Below are 17555 nucleotides of genomic sequence, written 5' to 3' on the forward strand. Positions count from 1 at the left end.
CGAACAACCTAATAATTGAGTATGATAGCTGGGGTGGGCGAGGAAGTCAGAATCGATGAGACTTGGCTTCCAGCTCACTCCTATTTAGTATTTTTCAGATGAATATTGATAAATTCTTAAATTTTGATTATGATAGATAAGTCTACAACGAAGGAGGTTGAAAATGGCAACTAAACGTGATTATTATGAAGTCCTAGGTGTTTCACGCGATGCCTCAGATGCAGAAATAAAAAAAGCATACCGTAAACTCTCAAAACAATATCATCCGGATATTAATAAAGAACCGGGTGCGGACGAAAAATTTAAAGAAATAACAGAAGCGTATGAAGTTCTAAGCGATAGCCAAAAACGTGCAGCATATGATCAATACGGACATGCAGCCAATGATCCTAACTTTGGTGGTGGTTTTGGTGGCTTCGGGGGTGGAGCCGGAGGGTTCGGTGGCTTCGAAGATATTTTTGATACATTCTTTGGTGGCGGCATGGGAGGTGCCAGTCGTCGTCCGAATGCTCCTCAACGAGGAAATGATTTACAATATCGTGTAACCTTAACCTTTGAAGAAGCCATCTTTGGAAAAGAAACGACTATTACCTATAAGCGTAATGAAGAATGTCATACTTGTCATGGTTCTGGAGCCAAAGAAGGTACTAAACCCGTAACTTGTTCGAAATGTCATGGAACAGGTGCGATTCAAGTAGAACGTAATACACCATTTGGTCGTGTGATGACTCAAACAGTCTGTGATGTCTGCCAAGGTACGGGGAAAGAAATCAAAGAAAAATGTCACACTTGTCATGGTTCAGGTATTGAAAACAAAGAACATTCTGTTAAAATTACTATTCCAGCAGGTGTTGATGATGATCAACAAATGCGTTTATCAGGACAAGGTGAAGCGGGTAAAAACGGTGGTCCTTATGGCGATTTATACGTTATTTTCCGTGTGAAACCAAGTGATAAATTTGAACGTAATGGTACTGAAATCTTCTACAATTTACCTATTAATTTCGCACAAGCGGCCTTGGGTGACGAAATTACCGTACCAACGGTTCATGGCAATGTAAAACTTAAAGTACCAGCGGGTACTCAAACGGATACCACTTTCCGTTTACGTGGCAAGGGAGCACCAAGTGTACGTGGAACAGGAAATGGCGATCAACATGTAACCGTCAAAGTGGTAACACCAACGAAGTTATCTGATAAAGAAAAACAATTATTTAAAGACTTAGCCAAAGAAAGCGGATCGAGTCTAAAAGGACATGACCCAGGCTTTTTTGACAAAGTAAAAGATATGTTTGACGGCAAATAATATATCCTCACTGAGTTGACTTTAAAAGTGGATCTTTCAAGCTGTTTGTAATGCAGAGATAGAATAAATAATTTATAATAATGTGTAACTTAGACATCTTCTCATTGTGCTTTTGATAGTCAACTGGAGGAGTTATCAAACCGGCCTTACTAGTTAGCTTACCCTAGCTAGTAGGTGTCGGTTTTTTATTTTGAATATCGTCAACAAGGAATGCGTTTTAGCTTTTTTTACCTGTAAACAGATAGATTACTATGATGGCGACAGTGGTTATCAGACAAAATGACAGAACTATTCTATTCTCTAGGCTTTTTTGATATAATAAATTTAAGTTTAGAATAAAAAAGGGAAAAGGATTATATAACATGTCTAAAGAATTACAAACAATACCCCAGCATGTTGCGATTATTATGGATGGCAATGGACGTTGGGCTAAAAAAAGATTGATGCCGCGTGTAGCTGGGCATAAACGTGGAGTCGAAACAATTAAGCGTATCACTAAATATGCTAATAGTAAGGGCATTAAGTTAATCACACTTTATGCTTTTTCAACAGAAAATTGGGGACGACCTCAAGATGAAGTTAACTTTTTAATGAAATTACCGGGTGATTTTTTCTCGTCATTTTTACCAGAATTAATTGAAAATAATTGTCGTGTTGAATGTATTGGTGATATTACCAAATTACCTGAGGATACCCAAAATATTTTAAATAAAGCGATTGCTGAAAGTGCGCATTGTACTGGACTAGTATTAAACTTTGCGATTAATTATGGTGGACAACAAGAGATGATTCAGGCCATCCAGGCGATTAGTCAAAAAGTTAAAGAGGGTGCAATTGAGATAGATCAAATTGATGAGGCATTAGTTGAAGATTATTTATTCACTGCACGTTATGGAGCTATCGCAAAACCTGACTTAGTGATTAGAACCAGTGGTGAGCAACGATTAAGTAATTTCTTATTATGGCAATCTGCTTATAGCGAATTGTATTTTACGGATGTCTTGTGGCCAGATTTTTCTGAAAAAGATTTTGAAGAAGCTTTGGTTGCTTTTAGTAATCGTAACCGTCGTTTCGGAAAAGTTTAGGAGGGACCGATGAGAACAAGAATTATTGGGGCGATAATAGGGATAGCAGTGCTTATTCCCTTTGTTTATTTAGGAAGTCATCCTTTCGCTTATGGCATCCTGGTAGTGGCTATTTTAGGATTATTTGAAATTGCTCGCATGAAACAAATTCAATATTTTAATGCGATTGGATTGATTTCTTCGCTTGCAGTCGCTTTAATCGTTTTACCAGAACATTATAATTTAAGTTGGATTACTAATTTCAATTCTCAGTTTTTATTTTATTTGTGTGGAATGGCGCTATTGGTTTTAACCGTCTATGGTTATAAAGAAATCAACTTTGAAGAAGTATCGGTATTAATGTTTGCGGCTTTATATGTAGGATTCGGCTTTCGTTTTATTATTTTAATTCGAGATATGGGCCTAGTCACATTAGCTTATCTATTCGTTGTGATTTGGGCCACTGATATTGGCGCTTATTTTATTGGTAGAGCCTATGGTAAACATAAATTAGCACCGGAAGTCAGTCCCAACAAAACGATTGAAGGTTCTATTGGAGGTGTCCTTTGTGCGATGCTTGCTGGTGTTGTCTTTGTATTTATTTTTCAACCTAATTTAGGTGATACCAATCATGTTTGGCTATTGAGTATTATCTTATCGCTAGTCGGACAATTTGGTGATTTAGTCGAATCAGCGTTAAAGCGTCATTTTAATGTTAAGGATTCAGGTAAATTTTTACCAGGACACGGTGGTGTATTAGACCGATTTGATAGTTTAATTTTTGCGAGCTTTATGTTTATGATTTGGCTCAATTTATTTCAATAAAAAGGAAAGCATCTTCATTCTTATAAGATTGAGGGTGCTTTTTGAGTTTAATACAAAAGTAGCACGAGTGGGAGAGGGAGAGGGTTATGCCAGACGCCTTTTGAGTTTAACAAACCTATTTGAAAAATGAAAAAATACTGAGTATAATGGAATTTAATTATTTAATTGTTAAGAAAGTAAAGAAGGTGCGAGATGAGTTATTTAACAGACATTGAGATTGCGCATTCAGTTGAAATGGCACCCATTGAACAAATTGCAGAAAAGTTAGCTATTTCAGATGAACAACTCCATCATTATGGAAAATATAAAGCGAAAATAGATTATCAGAAATTACCCGCTAAGGATCCAGGTAAATTAATTTTAGTAACAGCTATTTCACCGACACCAGCCGGGGAAGGAAAAACGACGACTTCGGTAGGATTAGCTGATGGTTTAAGATATATTGGCAAAAAGGCTGCCTTAGCATTGCGTGAGCCGTCATTGGGACCGGTCTTCGGTTTAAAAGGTGGCGCAGCTGGTGGTGGGCGTGCTCAAGTCGTTCCAATGGAAGATATCAATTTACATTTTACTGGAGACTTCCATGCGATTAGTGCTGCTCATAATCTATTAGCAGCGATGTTAGATAATCACCTTCATCAAGGTAATCATCTGCAAATTGATCCACGCACTATCGTTTGGAAACGCGTGGTTGATATGAATGATCGTCAATTACGCCATATCGTATCAGGACTTCAAGGCAGTGCTAATGGAGTCCCACGTGAAGATGGATATGATATAACCGTTGCCAGTGAGATTATGGCGATTTTATGTTTAGCAGAAGATTTAGCGGATTTAAAATCACGGATTGCTAAAATTATTGTGGCGTATAATGTCAAAGGTGAACCAGTAACCGCAGCTGATTTAAAAGCGGCTGGTGCCATGACCGTTTTATTAAAGGAAGCAGTCATGCCCAACCTCGTCCAAACCTTGGAACAGACACCTGCTATTATTCATGGCGGCCCCTTTGCGAATATTGCACACGGTTGTAATAGTGTGATTGCGACTCGCACCGCACTTAATTTAGCTGATTATGTCGTGACGGAAGCTGGATTTGGAGCTGATTTAGGAGCGGAGAAATTTCTCGATATTAAATGCCGTACTGCCCAATTGAATCCTCACGCAGTGGTATTGGTGGCCACGGTACGCGCTTTAAAAATGCATGGGGGTGTGGCCAAGACGGACTTAAATCAGGAAAATCTTGCAGCTGTTAAAAAAGGCTTACCGAACCTTCAACGTCATTTAACTAATTTGCAAACAGTCTATGGTGTCCCCGTCGTTGTGGCTATTAATAAATTTCCGACGGATACTGAAGCTGAATTACAAGAAATTTTGAGCTTATGTCAAAGTTTAGATGCAGAAGTGGTCCTTTCTGATGTATGGGCCCAAGGAGGAAAAGGTGGCGCTGATTTAGCACGAAAAGTAGTCGCGATGACTGAAAAAACGCCCGCTCCATTACGTTATGCTTATGAATTGGAAGATAGTATTGAAGAAAAAATTACCAAAGTGGTACAAAAAATTTATCATGGTAGCCAGGTTGTTTATGATAAAAAAGCGCGTAAACAAATACTTCAACTAACGAATTTAGGTTTTGCTAATTTACCGATATGCATTGCCAAAACTCAATATTCCTTTTCTGACAAACCTCAGTTAATTGGGGCGCCAGAAGATTTTGATATAACGGTTAAGGAATTGCGATTATCGGCGGGCGCCGGCTTTATCGTCGTGATTACCGGGGAAATTATGACCATGCCGGGCTTACCAAAAGTCCCAGCAGCCGAAACAATCGATATTGATAATGATGGTAATATTACAGGCTTGTTTTAGTCCTATGGGTTTGCTTGGGTAAAATGTGGCGTATTAAAAATGTTCGGTATTCATCAAGTTTTCTATTAATTCAGTAGTCAAGACTTGTGAGGTTAATTATTTTATCAAAGCTTTTAGGTCATTCAATCACTAATGTTGTGAGATAGGTCGGTTTTAGGAGCGCCTTTTAGTGAATTAAGCGTGCTGTTTTGCAATGCACAAACATTATCTTTTAACTTAGTGCCTTATTTTGTCTAGTAATTTAATCATGTTAGTTCGTGACAAAAAGGAAACCTCTAGTAAGTTAGTTGCAGGATAAATGTTAAAAAAATAGAGGAGTATCATGACGGATGAACAACGTCTTTGATATTCCTCTTAACTTTCAATTTCGTCGGCTAACTGCATCGTAATAATATCTTTAATCGGAATAAAATGATAATGTTGCTTAGTTTGGACACCGATTTGCTCGGTATTTAGCACCGTAATCGTTCCGGTAATGGTTTCGGTACCAACGACAAAATTGATGATCAATTGATGAACATAAGCTTGAGAAAGTAATAATAGTTTTTTATCGAGTGATAAAGCCTTTGAAAAATCAATGACATCGCCATTATCATTTAAGGCACTATTATGTTCTGATAAGAAAAATCCCATCCATTTAGCCATCTTACGATCATGGTACATACGAGCCGAACGAAAAGGTAAATAACTGCGATCAATCATGATAAACCATCTAACCCTCCTGCAGAATGTCCACCAATTAACTTACTACGTGCGACCATTCTAGAATTTTCCAATAGCGAATTCGCTTTTTGAACCGCAAGAAAACCATATTTACTGCGGATTTCATCAATGGCATGATCCATTTTTTCTTGCTTATCTAATTTAATGGGATCATCAAATAAGGTGTAAAAGGTATACACTTCATCCACTAAACCACTATAACGTACCGCAATACTTCTTACGGGATGTCCTTTATATTTTTTACGAAAAAGAGTGAGGACATATTGAGTTAAGCGCTTGGTGCTTTGAGTAGGATCAACCTTCATTTGGGTATTGATACTAGCTACTTCTACATCATTGCTGAAACCGATATGAATTGCCACATTCGTTGCTTTCTTATGGACACGTCGTAAGCGAATCGCGACTTGCTCGGCCATTTCACTTAGCACTAATTCAATATCGGTTTGTAAATAATAATTTTTAGGTAGGATTTGTGAGTTACCAATTCCTTTAGCGCGAGGATGGTATCGTTCTAACACATTGCTTTCATCCACACCATTAGCATGAAACCATAATTGTAGACCGATAATACCAAATTCTTTATTTAAATCATCAGGGTTAGCATTGGCTAACTCTTTAATAGAATAGATTTTTAATTTATTAAGTCGTTTTTCCGTTCGGCTACCAATACCCCAAAAATCAGTTAACTTAGGAATTTGCCATACTTTGGTTTCGACATCTTCATAAGACCAATTAGCTCGCATATTGCGATTATGCTTGGCTTCATTATCCAATGCTAACTTAGCGAGTAGGGGATTCGCATTACTCATACCAATCGTAGAATAGATGCCGGTTGCTTGAAAAATATCGGTCTGAATTTTTTTAGAAATTTGATCTAGCTTTATTTTGCGATTGGTCGTAATACGGTCAGGAATAAAATAATCAAGTGAACGCGTTAAATCGATAAATCCCTCATCAATAGAATAAGGCAATATCTCTTCTTTAGGGGAATAATTTTGGAAAATAGCTTGGATTTCTAGATTACGCTCAATGTATAAACCCATACGTGGTGGCACAATATACGTACGTTGTGCCCAATATTCAATATATTGTTTAGTTCTTAAATCACTTTTTAATCCTTGTTTTTTAGCAATATAAGGATCAAAACGACGGGTTTGAATATTAAAAGGTAAATCATAGCTACGACTCACATTTTTCTTGCCAAAGACCTTTTTAAATAAAGGGGAAGACGCTAAAATTAAACCATTTGAATTATCTGAACGACTCATCACACACAGGGAAGTCGTCAGTGGATTTAAGCCTAGTTCAACACATTCAACACTGGCATAGAAGGATTTCATATCGATAAACGCGATATCAGAGCGAGGCTCTCGCGAATAATCAATATAGCCCATTATTATCGCTCCAAGGGCATAAAATTACCGACGATTTTGCCGACAACACGTGGTTCTTCATCATAAGGGGCTAGTTTATCAGCATATTTTTTATTAAGTGAAACCAGTCTTAAGCCCTCTGCTTCACGGTAAACTTTCTTCAAGTAAGTTTGACCGTCCCAAACCACAGCATAAATCGCACCATCATAATCAAAACCAGTGTCTTTAATTAAGGCGACTGAACCATTTAAATATTTCGGTTCCATGGAATCCCCATAAATCCAAGAGGCAATATCGTAATCGATTTCTTCATCAAAATAAACTGTCTCATAATTGCGATCATCCATTGCAGAATATCCCGTCCCAGCTGATAACTTCTCGTAAACACGGTATTCGAATAATTGGATGGGTTGAGCTGTTTTTTCTTGTTGAAGCTGATCATCTAATGTTTTTTGCGTATAATTGAGCACGACTTGTTGATTCGGTGGGGTGAGTTGTAAATATAAATCAACAATCTCATATTCCGATTCGAAGTAAGTCGGAGTCACCTCTAGCAATTCCGCTAATAAATCTAAGTTTTTTTGATTAGGACGCGTCTTGTCCGCTTCCCAATTGAAATATGAAGCACGACTCACACCGACTTGTTTCGCAAGTTGACTTTGTGATAAGCCAAGTTCTTCACGACGTTTTTTTAATTGTTGGCCAGAAAACATTAAAATCACTCCTTTGTGTAAGTTTGTTAACTAACTTTATTTTAGCACGCTTTGTAGCGGAAAGCAATCAAAAGTTAGTTTTGTAACTGACGGTAATTTAAATGATTATCTAAAACTTTTAAGAATTGTCATTAAATGTTTACTCAAATATTTACATTTTCCATACTAATAACATACAGTTAATTAAGAAAATGTTTACATTACTTTGCTAATATTTAGATTATAAAACTAGGGAAAGGGTGAGGTAATGTATTTGATGATGAATCCAACAAATCAATTTCGTATTGTACAAATTACGGATATTCATTTAAATCATTATCCATTCGACGAAAATGATCAAATAATTTTAACGGATATCAAGCAAGCGTTAGAAATGTTAAAACCAGATTTAATTATGTTAACCGGTGATTATGTGAATACTTGTCAAAATGAGCAAGAAGAATTAATTTTCAGAAACTTTTTTGCTTTTCTGAACCAATTTCATGCCCCTAAAGCAATCACCTACGGCCATCATGATTCGGAACGATGTCTTGACCGAGTGGATATTGAAAAAATATTCAATGAGATTGTCGTAAATAAAGTTAAAAGGGAACATGAAGAATGGATTGAAGGCTTGTCACAATATGCCGTGATGATTAAAGGAGATAAGGGGTTATCCAATGTTCTTTATGTGATGGATTCTGGTCGGACAGCGCCTGGAATAGAGCGTACCAATGACTGGATATTGCCTAGACAGGTCGAATGGTTTAGAAAGGTATCCCGACGTTATACAGAGATGAAGTATAATTTAGTATTTATGCATTCACCGTTACCAGAATATGATCAAGCGCGAGTTAATATTTTAGCGGGAGAATTAAGAGAGCCAAATCAATGCATCTCGTTTAGTCGTATTAATACTGGACTATTTTCAGAGTTCTTTTTTTCAGAACAAATAGACTCAGTTTATTGTGGACATAATCATTTAAATAATGCTGAAATGATGTGGGAAGGAATTCGTTTAATCTATGGTATGTTTTGTGGAAGAGATGAGAAATCCGGGGATTTCCGAGGAGTTCGTTATATTGATATTGACGGGGCAACAGGCGCGGTTACGACTGACTTTAGATATTTTTATGAGTTCAAAAAAGGTGACAACCAATAGCAAATGCCATGATTGTCACTTTGTTAGCTTAGTCTCAAAAAGTCTGTATCTTTATCCTGAGATGCCATTTGATAATCGAAACTTTATGAAACGAAGATACTAAGCTTAAATTGATAAGACCAGTCAAGTTATTATTCGTTATTTATAAGCGAAATAATTAAGTGGCATCAAACTAGTCTTTAAGACGTTGTTTAATGCCACTTTACTGTGCGGGGGAGGTAGATGAAGCGAAAATATTTTAATTTTTTCCTTCTTACCATTCCCTTATTATTATATATTTGATGAGTGCTTAATAAGCCAATTAATATTGATACCTTTGAGTTTAATTTTTATAATAAACGCTAAAATTAATTGGGCTATACAACTCTATCACGCAACTACACTTTAAATCGCTAAATCAAAATAGCGGATGAGGTAATCAGCTAAACCATCTTCATCATTGGTTAGGCGAGTAATGTCATTAGCTGCGGCTTTAATTTCTTCGGTTGCATTTTTCATGGCAACGCCTAAACCGGCAAACTCAAGCATTTCTAAGTCATTATTTTCGTCCCCAAAAGCTAAAATATTATCAACTGGAATACGATAGAAATCAGCTAGAGCTTTGACACCGACTGCTTTATTAATCGATTTGCGGACAATTTCTAAACATGGTAAGCTCCCACCCCAAGTTCGAACGGATACTTGGTCGCCATAATGTTCTTCAATTTTCTCACGAATGTCAGCCATTTTTTCTTCGGGTGAGAAAACGGTAATGGCCGTTGGATTATAAGTTAAAGATTCACGATTTAAACGGTCAACTAAGGCCAAATCAAAAGGATAAAAAGGACTATCAGGTAAATTCATTGAGCTCGTAAAGAGGCGATCTTTGCCCTCAGCACATAATAAATCAATGTTAAGTCGATCTTGATTCGCAAATAAATCAAAAGCAATTTCTTTATCTAAAGTTAAATGATAGCTCGGAATATAATGATCACGGCCTGGGAAATGACAGAGAGCCCCATTAAAGTTTACCATCGGTGCTTCAATTCCGATTTCACGATAAATATCACTACTATTACGGTAAGGGCGCCCTGTTACAATACAAACGAGGTGGCCAAGGTTACTAACAGCACGGAGTGCTTGAATGGTTTTAGGTGTTAATTTTGATTGGTTATTTAAGGTAGTCCCATCCAGGTCTATCGCAATTAAATGTTGTTTCATGCTTTCTCTCCTTTGAATAATTTCTTTTCTATTATAACAGAATTTTAATAACTTGCAAAAATCCATAATTCTAGTAATATATATCTTGTATGATAGAATGAGGTGTTGAGATGACGGAAGAAACACAAGCAGCAGTGATGGCCGCTCTTGAAACGGTCATTGACCCAGAATTAGGGATCGATTTAGTAAATTTAGGATTAATATACAATGTTGAAGTCAATAATGAAGGCGTTTGCGCGATTGATATGACATTAACGACGATGGGATGTCCTTTAGCCGATGTGATCGTAACGGATGTACGCAATGCTGTCTTAAAAGTCGATGGTATTAGTGATGTAATGATTGAATTTGTGTGGTATCCGGCCTGGGGACCTGAACGCATGTCGCGTTATGCTAAAATTGCTTTAGGGATGCCATTTTAAAGGAGTAGGACATGGAAAAAAACGAAAAATATTGTCAAGATTCAAGAACAGTGACCACACATTATATCTTACCAAGTGATACCAATGGTCATGGTACATTATATGGTGGACGTTTAATGGAAATGATTGATAGTGTCGCTTACCTGGCTTTTGCTAAGCATACCCGTTTAGTGGGGGTAACAGCGTCAATGGACCAATTAAATTTTATTGCGCCATTACCGGAAGGGGATGCGGTAACGATTGATACTTTTGTTTCAGGAGTTTCTAATCGCTCTGTTGAAGTGTTTTGTAAAGTAACGGGAGAACATCCACAAAAAGGCAAAACTTATTTAGCCGCAACAGCTTTTTTAACCTTTGTAGCAACCCAAAAGCCTGAACATCCTGAAGGTATCGTAGCGGTTATTCCACAAACTGATGAAGAAAAATTGGTGTGCGAAGGGTATGAAAGACGTCGTGCAGCACGTTTAAATGACCGTGAGAAAGATAAAGAATTTAATAATCGTTTGACTTTAAATTAACATTAAAGCCACCTCATTTTTTTCGGAGTTAGTGCGAAAAAAGTGAGATGGCTTTTCATTTTTTATATAAGCTAGATGGTTTTGTGTCTTTATAACCGTACACAATCAGTATAGAACCTAAAGCAAATCCTATATTTTACTTTTTAGGTTTAGGTACATAGACATACTCAGGGTCTAGTTGCTTATCTAATAAGTCGAATTGTTCAGCGATTTGAGCATCAACATTGGCTAACATTTCCTTGTCATATTTTTGGGTTGAATCAAAGGGAATCGGTTGTCCAAAGGCAATTTTAGCTCGTTTACGGGTAATAAATTGCCAAAAACCAATAGGTGGCTGTATGGCTACCGGTACAATGGTGGCTTTACTTAGTTTTTGGATAAAGGCCGTTCCACTTTTAATTTCGGTGGTATGACGGGAACCTGATGGGAAAATCCCTAAATTTAAATTTTCTTTTGTTAAGACATTGACAGCATGTTTAATGGTTGTAGTGGATGGTTTCTCACGATTAACAGGAAAAACATTACCCTTAGCTAATAATTTCGCTAACCATTTTTGCTTAAATAAAGAATCTTTGGCCATAAAGGCAACCTCTTTAGGATAGATCACATCTGCTAAAAAGAAGGGATCTGTCATTGAACGATGCGTACTAGCAATAATAAGCGGTTGATCCTCAGGAAGATTTTCTAAGCCACTTATTTGCGGTTTACCATTAAATAAATGGAAAATAAATTTAATCATATGAACAGCAAATTGATAAAAGGTCATTTGATAACCTACTTTCTTTCTATATTACACTAACTTTAATTCTACCAATTTTTTCAGAAATAAGCTACAATTAAATATGAACTCACGAGGAGTGATATGAATGTGAAAGATAGATATAAAAGCTTATTTTTATTATGGATACTTGGTGTGCCGGTTACAGTGCAAGCAGCTGATTCAGTATTAGTAATTGACCAATATCCCATCAATGAACCCGTCTTTACCCAAGGTTTGGAAGTGATAGAGAATCGCTTAGTATTAGGAACAGGATTATATGGCGAATCGGAAATTGGTTGGATTGACTTAGAAACTGGCGACTTTCAAGTACAAGATCAATTAGATGATGATTATTTTGGGGAAGGGTTAACCGCTACTTCGGACTATTTATGGCAATTTACGTGGCGAGAAGAAAAAGCTTTTAAACGTTCATTAAATGACCTAACTTTATTAGAGGGAATTTATTTTGAGGGGGATGGATGGGGAATGGCTTATGATGACAAGGCTGATGTGATTTGGACTTCTGATGGTAGTGCTCAATTGACCAAGCGAGACCCTGAAACTTTAGTGGCACTTGACACCTTAACCGTCACACAAAACAATCAGATGATTGAACGCATTAATGAGTTGGAGTATGCTAATGAGGCTATTTATGCGAATGTGTGGCAGACCAATAAAATAGTGAAAATAAATATAGAAGATGGTCAAGTAGAACAAGTATGGGACTTAACCGATTTAGTGGAGGAACTTCATTTTACTGATGCTAATCCTGATAGGGTATTAAATGGCATTGCTCATCTTGAAGGGGAACGGTTTTATGTGACAGGTAAATTATTTCCTATAATATGGGAAGTGGAATTGAATTAGTCTGTTTTTGCATCTCCCAATAATTGTTTTATATTATTTCGAAAAATTGAAGAGGGAGTGGACCAGAAGTAGAAAATCGAATGATTTTCGCTTCGTCTGTCCACCCCCGCACAGTTGGGAGTAGACCAGAAGTAGAAAATCGAATGATTTTCGCTTCGTTGGCCTACCCCCGCACAGTTGAGTAGGCCTCAAACAAGTCGAAAGACGCAGTTTGAGACCACTCAACCACTGCGCTATAAATTAACGCACAATAACATGATCGAATTTTCCAAGATTATACTCAGCTATCTTAAGACGCAGTTCGAGGCCACTCAACCACTGCGCTTTTAATTAAATAGATATACCTGAACAGAATTTAAAAAAATTTTGCCCAGCCACACCCTAAATTGCAATTTATCAATAAATGTTTGAGTATTGTGGGAAAATTGTAAATCAAACCAAACATGGAGAGTGCACAGGTTGCAGAATCCAAATAAACTAAAAATTAATTGTCGAAACGATTATTCATTGATACAATAGAAAAGCAAATCAAAAAGAAAGAGGCGAGCTAATTGAGTGAACCAGTAATTCGTTATGAATTAATTAAAGAAGAGAAACATACCGGCGCGAGACTAGGTAAATTACATACGCCACATGGCACCTTTGATACTCCAATGTATATGCCCGTTGGGACTTTAGCAACCGTCAAAGGATTATCACCTGAAGAATTAAAAGAGATGGGAGCCCAAGTGATATTGAGTAATACCTATCATCTATGGTTACGACCAGGCGATGACTTAGTAGCGGAAGCAGGTGGCTTACATAAATTTATGAACTGGGATCAAGGGATTTTAACTGACTCCGGTGGATTCCAAGTGTTTTCATTGAGTGATATCCGTCGTATTGAAGAAGAAGGCGTTCATTTTAGAAATCATTTAAATGGCTCAAAATTGTTTTTAACGCCTGAAAAAGCGATTCATATTGAAAATAATTTAGGTGCTGATATGATCATGAGTTTTGATGAATGTCCACCATTTTATGAAACACATGATTATGTGGAAAAATCAATTAACCGCACGACTCGCTGGGCAGAGCGTGGCTTAAAAGCGCATCAACGACCACATGACCAAGCGTTATTTGGTATTTTACAAGGAGCAGGTTATAAAGATTTAAGATTGCAACATGCCCGTGATATGATTAGCTTAGATTTCCCTGGATATTCAATTGGTGGCTTATCCGTGGGTGAGTCTAAAGAAGAAATGAATGAAGTGTTAGAATATTTAACACCGGTTATGCCTAAAGACAAACCACGTTATTTAATGGGGGTTGGATCACCAGATGCGTTAATTGATGGTGCTATCCGCGGTGTTGATATGTTTGACTGTGTATTAGCCACTCGTATTGCTCGTAATGGAACAACGATGACAAGTACTGGACGTTTAGTAGTGAAAAATGCTAAATATGCCAGAGATTTTCGTCCATTGGATGAGCATTGTAATTGTTATACTTGTCGTAATTACTCTCGTGCTTACTTACGTCATCTATTCAAAGCCGATGAAATGTTTGGTTTAAGACTAGCTTCTATTCATAATGTTCATTTCTTATTGAATCTAATGAAACAAGTTCGTGAAAATATTATGAACGATTCTTTATTAGAGTTCAAAGAAGATTTCTTTGAGCGATATGGTTATAATAAAGAAAACGCTCGTGCATTCTAATGATTATTTTGTTATAATTATTAGGTGATTTAAATTATGAGAGGATGACTTGAATGGAACTTTTAGCAACGTTTTTACCTTTTGCTTTGATGATGGGGGTAATGTGGTTTTTAATGATTCGCCCACAAAAGAAGCAAGCACAAGAACGTAAAACAATGTTAGAAAACATGCAACCGGGACACCATGTGGTAACAATTGGTGGCTTACATGGTATTTTAGAAGAAATTAATCGCGCTACTCAAACGGTCGTGATTGATTGTGAAGGTGTTTATTTAACATTTAATTTATCCGCTATCGCAACGGTTAAAGAAGCAACGCCAACTCAACCGACCACTACTGTTGAGGAAGAAGTTGAAGAAGAAATTGTTCATGATGCAGAGGTTGCACCTGAAGCGTAATAACTTGAATGGTATTTTCCCGCTAGTCAATCAAAACTAGTGGGATTTTTATTTCTTACATATTTATGATGATGCGTATAGTTAAATTCATCAACCAAGACTGTTGTTTTTTTGTAACAAATTCGTGATGATGGCTCAGAACATTAAATTTATCAGATTCGATTCTAGAGTCGTAACAATAATTTTAAACATAGAGTTTTAATAACGTTGTGTTAATGACGTTTAGCTTCATCCATTTATCGTCCTGATGGTAACGTTTAGGTTCATGCTTTACCGATGTAATACTATTGTTTAGCTTCAACACCATACAATCGTGTTACTAACGCTTAGGTTCATCACGATTAACAGCGTCATTTTTTCATTGACGCTAAACCTAATAGAATCATCATTTTATCATTCTTCACCCCTTCGCCACCATGCAAAATTATCTTTTTCTTGTAGTCTGATGATATCTGTGTTACAATAATGTTATAGAGTAAGTAGTTAGTGACTGAAGGAGTGAGCGGCGACGCTCGCTCCTTTGTTACGAAAAAGGCAAAATTTTGAATAAGAGGTGAAGTATGAGCGCAATTATTGATAAAGTCACACCTTTAGTCCAACCCATTATTGAGGATTTAGGTTGCGAACTGGTAGATATCGAATACGTAAAAGAAGGTAGAAATTGGTACTTACGAATTTTTGCAGATAAAGAAGGTCGCATCGACATTGAAGACTGTGCTTTAATTAGTGAAAAAGTAGGGGAAGTATTGGATGGGATTAAACCTGATCCATTTCCAGAAGCTTACTTTTTAGAAGTATCTTCACCAGGCGCTGAAAAGCCTCTAAAAACAGAAGAGGCCATTCAAGCTGCAATAGGTGAATATGTTCATTTCGACTACTATGTGCCACAACACGGTGAAAAGCAACATGAAGGTTTCTTAGTTGCAGTTGAAGATGACCATTATGAATTAGAAGTACGCATTAAGACAGCAACAAAAATACTTAATATTGAAAAAAAAGCGGTCGCTAAGGCTCGATTAGCGATTCAATTTTAGTTGATTGAGGAGAAAAGGAAGATAATGAGTAAAGATTTAGTAAAAGCAATTCAAGTGCTAGAAGAAGAAAAAGGAATCTCACGTGCAGTGATTAAAGATGCCTTAGAAACAGCTTTAGAATTGGCTTACAAAAAGAATTATGACCAAGCGCAAAACGTTGAGGTTGATTTTAATGAAGAAAAAGGCTCAATTAAAGTATTTGCCGTTAAAGAGGTAGTAGAAGTTAACTACGATAGTACTTTAGAAATTAGCCTAGAAGAAGCTCAAAAAATTAATCCCGTTTATGAAATTGGTGATAAAATTCGTTTTGAAGTAACCCCAAAAGATTTCGGTCGGATTGCAACACAAACAGCTAAACATGTTATTATGCAACGTATTCGTGAAGCAGAACGTGAAATTATTTTTAATGAATATAGCCAATACTTAGATGAAGTATTAACGGGTACTGTTGAACGTCAAGATTATCGTTATGTTTATGTTAATTTAGGGCGTGCCGAAGCAGTAATGCCGATTAATGAGCAAATCCCGGGTGAACAATTTACCATGGATGAGCGCATTATGGTATATGTGGCAAAAGTTGATAAAACAACTAAAGGCCCACAAGTGGTAGTGAGTCGTGCCCACGAAGGTTTCTTAAAACGTCTATTTGAAAAAGAAGTTCCTGAAATTTATTCAGGTATCGTTGAAATCATGAGTATTGCCCGTGAAGCTGGCGATCGTTCAAAAGTAGCGGTTCGCTCAAGAGATACTAATGTTGACCCGGTTGGTACTTGCGTGGGTCAAAAAGGACAACGTGTGCAAACAATCGTTAATGAGTTAAATGGTGAAAATATGGATATTGTACAATGGGATGAAGACCCAGCTGTATTCATTAAAAATGCGATGAATCCTGCAACGGTTGAAGAAGTTATCTTTGATGGCGACAATCCTTCTTGTATAGTGGTTGTACCGGATCACCAATTATCATTAGCTATTGGGAAAAAAGGTCAAAATGCGCGTTTAGCAGCACGCTTAACAAAACATAAAATTGATATTAAATCGGTAACTGCTTATCAAGAATATTTAGCCGAACAAGAGGCGCTAAAATCTGAATTAGCAGAAGATGATGAAGCAACAGTTGAAGCAGTTGATTCAGTTACAACTGATGAAACAAACGAATTAGATATGACTGTAGATGAAACGATTGGTGAAGTTGAAATGGCGATAGAGACTGCAAGTGCTGACGCAGATGCAGAAGATTTAATCATTGAAACCACCACCGGTGACACTGAGACTGTCGAAGAGTTAGTTGAAGAGCTTGAAGCAGAAGAAGATATGGAAGGCTAATTTAGAAATAGGTGAATCATCATAATGAAACAACAACCGTCAAAACGAAAAGTTCCATTAAGAAAATGTACAGTTTCAGGAGAAATGTTTCCTAAAAAAGAATTAGTTCGCGTTGTCAAAACGAAAGAAGGAGACGTTTCAATTGATCCAACTGGACGTCAAAATGGACGCGGAGCTTATATTGGCTTAGATCCAGAATTAGCGAAACTAGCTAAGAAAAAACGAACATTTGATGCTGCTTTTAGTATGAAAATTAGTGATGAATTTTATGATGAATTGTATCGTTACATAGCACATCAAAAAGCACGTAAGGAATTATTCTAAA

General features: G+C 36.9%; 18 protein-coding genes. 13 read left to right on the forward strand and 5 right to left on the reverse strand.

The annotated features are described in order from the left end of the window. Window positions 1-163 precede the first annotated feature (163 nt). The 4 genes from dnaJ (at window position 164) to B5D12_RS04000 (ending at window position 5058) form a co-directional block, all read left to right on the forward strand. Window positions 164-1306, forward strand: a complete 1143-nt coding sequence (gene dnaJ, locus B5D12_RS03985) for a molecular chaperone DnaJ (protein WP_078755600.1) — start codon at window positions 164-166, stop codon at window positions 1304-1306. Window positions 1307-1641: 335 nt separating this feature from the next. After that, the gene (locus B5D12_RS03990) at window positions 1642-2391 is read left to right on the forward strand and encodes an isoprenyl transferase (protein ID WP_268762607.1); all 750 of its coding nucleotides are present in this window, start codon (window positions 1642-1644) and stop codon (window positions 2389-2391) included. 9 nt (window positions 2392-2400) lie between these two features. Further along, window positions 2401-3195 (forward strand): phosphatidate cytidylyltransferase, encoded by a 795-nt coding sequence (locus B5D12_RS03995; protein WP_078755602.1) that lies wholly within the window; start codon window positions 2401-2403, stop codon window positions 3193-3195. A 192-nt stretch (window positions 3196-3387) separates the two neighbouring features. After that, window positions 3388-5058, forward strand: coding sequence for a formate--tetrahydrofolate ligase (locus B5D12_RS04000; RefSeq protein ID WP_078755603.1), 1671 nt, complete (start codon window positions 3388-3390; stop codon window positions 5056-5058). A gap of 354 nt (window positions 5059-5412) precedes the next feature. On the opposite strand, the gene B5D12_RS04005 is transcribed toward B5D12_RS04000, so the two are convergent. From B5D12_RS04005 to B5D12_RS04015, 3 genes are read right to left on the reverse strand one after another with little or no spacing between them, the layout of a single operon-like run. After that, a complete protein-coding gene (locus tag B5D12_RS04005; protein WP_078755604.1) occupies window positions 5413-5760 on the reverse strand; it encodes a hypothetical protein in 348 nt (115 codons plus the stop codon). After that, window positions 5757-7175 carry a Y-family DNA polymerase gene (locus tag B5D12_RS04010; protein WP_078755605.1) on the reverse strand — a complete coding sequence of 473 codons (1419 nt, stop codon included), beginning with the start codon at window positions 7173-7175 and terminating at the stop codon, window positions 5757-5759. Before B5D12_RS04010 ends, B5D12_RS04005 begins: the two co-directional genes overlap by 4 nt. Window positions 7176-7177: 2 nt before the next feature. Next, window positions 7178-7867 carry a LexA family transcriptional regulator gene (locus B5D12_RS04015; RefSeq protein WP_066124721.1) on the reverse strand — a complete coding sequence of 230 codons (690 nt, stop codon included), beginning with the start codon at window positions 7865-7867 and terminating at the stop codon, window positions 7178-7180. 256 nt (window positions 7868-8123) lie between these two features. Here B5D12_RS04015 and B5D12_RS04020 point away from each other — a divergent pair, with 256 nt between their 5' ends. After that, the gene (locus B5D12_RS04020; RefSeq protein ID WP_159443855.1) at window positions 8124-9008 is read left to right on the forward strand and encodes a metallophosphoesterase; all 885 of its coding nucleotides are present in this window, start codon (window positions 8124-8126) and stop codon (window positions 9006-9008) included. A 384-nt stretch (window positions 9009-9392) separates the two neighbouring features. On the opposite strand, the gene B5D12_RS04025 is transcribed toward B5D12_RS04020, so the two are convergent. Beyond that, a complete protein-coding gene (locus B5D12_RS04025; protein ID WP_078755607.1) occupies window positions 9393-10208 on the reverse strand; it encodes a Cof-type HAD-IIB family hydrolase in 816 nt (271 codons plus the stop codon). Window positions 10209-10318: 110 nt separating this feature from the next. Here B5D12_RS04025 and B5D12_RS04030 point away from each other — a divergent pair, with 110 nt between their 5' ends. Next, on the forward strand, window positions 10319-10630 hold the full coding sequence (locus B5D12_RS04030; RefSeq protein ID WP_071409227.1) for a metal-sulfur cluster assembly factor: 312 nt from the start codon (window positions 10319-10321) through the stop codon (window positions 10628-10630). An 11-nt stretch (window positions 10631-10641) separates the two neighbouring features. After that, a complete protein-coding gene (locus B5D12_RS04035; protein WP_078755608.1) occupies window positions 10642-11148 on the forward strand; it encodes an acyl-CoA thioesterase in 507 nt (168 codons plus the stop codon). A 136-nt stretch (window positions 11149-11284) separates the two neighbouring features. Here the strand turns inward: B5D12_RS04035 and B5D12_RS04040 are convergent, their stop codons facing one another. Next, window positions 11285-11914: a lysophospholipid acyltransferase family protein gene (locus tag B5D12_RS04040; protein ID WP_078755609.1), complete on the reverse strand. Its 630-nt coding sequence runs from the start codon at window positions 11912-11914 to the stop codon at window positions 11285-11287. Between the two features lie 102 nt (window positions 11915-12016). Between B5D12_RS04040 and B5D12_RS04045 the strand changes: the two genes are divergently transcribed. From B5D12_RS04045 to rnpM, 6 genes are all read left to right on the forward strand, one after another. Beyond that, the gene (locus B5D12_RS04045; RefSeq protein WP_159443856.1) at window positions 12017-12775 is read left to right on the forward strand and encodes a glutaminyl-peptide cyclotransferase; all 759 of its coding nucleotides are present in this window, start codon (window positions 12017-12019) and stop codon (window positions 12773-12775) included. 551 nt (window positions 12776-13326) lie between these two features. Beyond that, the gene (gene tgt / locus B5D12_RS04050) at window positions 13327-14472 is read left to right on the forward strand and encodes a tRNA guanosine(34) transglycosylase Tgt (protein WP_078755611.1); all 1146 of its coding nucleotides are present in this window, start codon (window positions 13327-13329) and stop codon (window positions 14470-14472) included. 53 nt (window positions 14473-14525) lie between these two features. Further along, the gene (gene yajC, locus B5D12_RS04055; RefSeq protein ID WP_078755612.1) at window positions 14526-14870 is read left to right on the forward strand and encodes a preprotein translocase subunit YajC; all 345 of its coding nucleotides are present in this window, start codon (window positions 14526-14528) and stop codon (window positions 14868-14870) included. A gap of 560 nt (window positions 14871-15430) precedes the next feature. Then, window positions 15431-15904 (forward strand): ribosome maturation factor RimP, encoded by a 474-nt coding sequence (rimP, locus tag B5D12_RS04060; protein WP_078755613.1) that lies wholly within the window; start codon window positions 15431-15433, stop codon window positions 15902-15904. A gap of 24 nt (window positions 15905-15928) precedes the next feature. Continuing rightward, window positions 15929-17230 (forward strand): transcription termination factor NusA, encoded by a 1302-nt coding sequence (nusA, locus tag B5D12_RS04065; protein ID WP_078755614.1) that lies wholly within the window; start codon window positions 15929-15931, stop codon window positions 17228-17230. Window positions 17231-17254: 24 nt separating this feature from the next. Further along, window positions 17255-17554, forward strand: coding sequence for an RNase P modulator RnpM (gene rnpM, locus B5D12_RS04070; protein WP_066125739.1), 300 nt, complete (start codon window positions 17255-17257; stop codon window positions 17552-17554). Window position 17555: the final 1 nt, after the last annotated feature.

The sequence above is a fragment of the Globicatella sulfidifaciens DSM 15739 genome, from assembly GCF_900167405.1.
Taxonomy (GTDB): Bacteria; Bacillota; Bacilli; order Lactobacillales; family Aerococcaceae; genus Globicatella; species Globicatella sulfidifaciens.

Excerpts from the sequence above, each read along its gene's own strand:
- B5D12_RS03995 (WP_078755602.1), top strand. The coding sequence starts at position 2,401 with ATGAGAACAAGAATTATTGGGGCGATAATAGGGATAGCAGTGCTTATT.
- B5D12_RS04000 (WP_078755603.1), top strand. The coding sequence starts at position 3,388 with ATGAGTTATTTAACAGACATTGAGATTGCGCATTCAGTTGAAATGGCA.
- B5D12_RS04025 (WP_078755607.1), bottom strand. The coding sequence starts at position 10,208 with ATGAAACAACATTTAATTGCGATAGACCTGGATGGGACTACCTTAAAT.
- dnaJ (WP_078755600.1), top strand. The coding sequence starts at position 164 with ATGGCAACTAAACGTGATTATTATGAAGTCCTAGGTGTTTCACGCGAT.
- B5D12_RS04030 (WP_071409227.1), top strand. The coding sequence starts at position 10,319 with ATGACGGAAGAAACACAAGCAGCAGTGATGGCCGCTCTTGAAACGGTC.
- B5D12_RS04040 (WP_078755609.1), bottom strand. The coding sequence starts at position 11,914 with ATGACCTTTTATCAATTTGCTGTTCATATGATTAAATTTATTTTCCAT.
- B5D12_RS04015 (WP_066124721.1), bottom strand. The coding sequence starts at position 7,867 with ATGTTTTCTGGCCAACAATTAAAAAAACGTCGTGAAGAACTTGGCTTA.
- B5D12_RS04035 (WP_078755608.1), top strand. The coding sequence starts at position 10,642 with ATGGAAAAAAACGAAAAATATTGTCAAGATTCAAGAACAGTGACCACA.
- rnpM (WP_066125739.1), top strand. The coding sequence starts at position 17,255 with ATGAAACAACAACCGTCAAAACGAAAAGTTCCATTAAGAAAATGTACA.
- B5D12_RS04005 (WP_078755604.1), bottom strand. The coding sequence starts at position 5,760 with ATGATTGATCGCAGTTATTTACCTTTTCGTTCGGCTCGTATGTACCAT.
- B5D12_RS04010 (WP_078755605.1), bottom strand. The coding sequence starts at position 7,175 with ATGGGCTATATTGATTATTCGCGAGAGCCTCGCTCTGATATCGCGTTT.
- B5D12_RS04020 (WP_159443855.1), top strand. The coding sequence starts at position 8,124 with ATGATGAATCCAACAAATCAATTTCGTATTGTACAAATTACGGATATT.
- yajC (WP_078755612.1), top strand. The coding sequence starts at position 14,526 with ATGGAACTTTTAGCAACGTTTTTACCTTTTGCTTTGATGATGGGGGTA.
- rimP (WP_078755613.1), top strand. The coding sequence starts at position 15,431 with ATGAGCGCAATTATTGATAAAGTCACACCTTTAGTCCAACCCATTATT.
- nusA (WP_078755614.1), top strand. The coding sequence starts at position 15,929 with ATGAGTAAAGATTTAGTAAAAGCAATTCAAGTGCTAGAAGAAGAAAAA.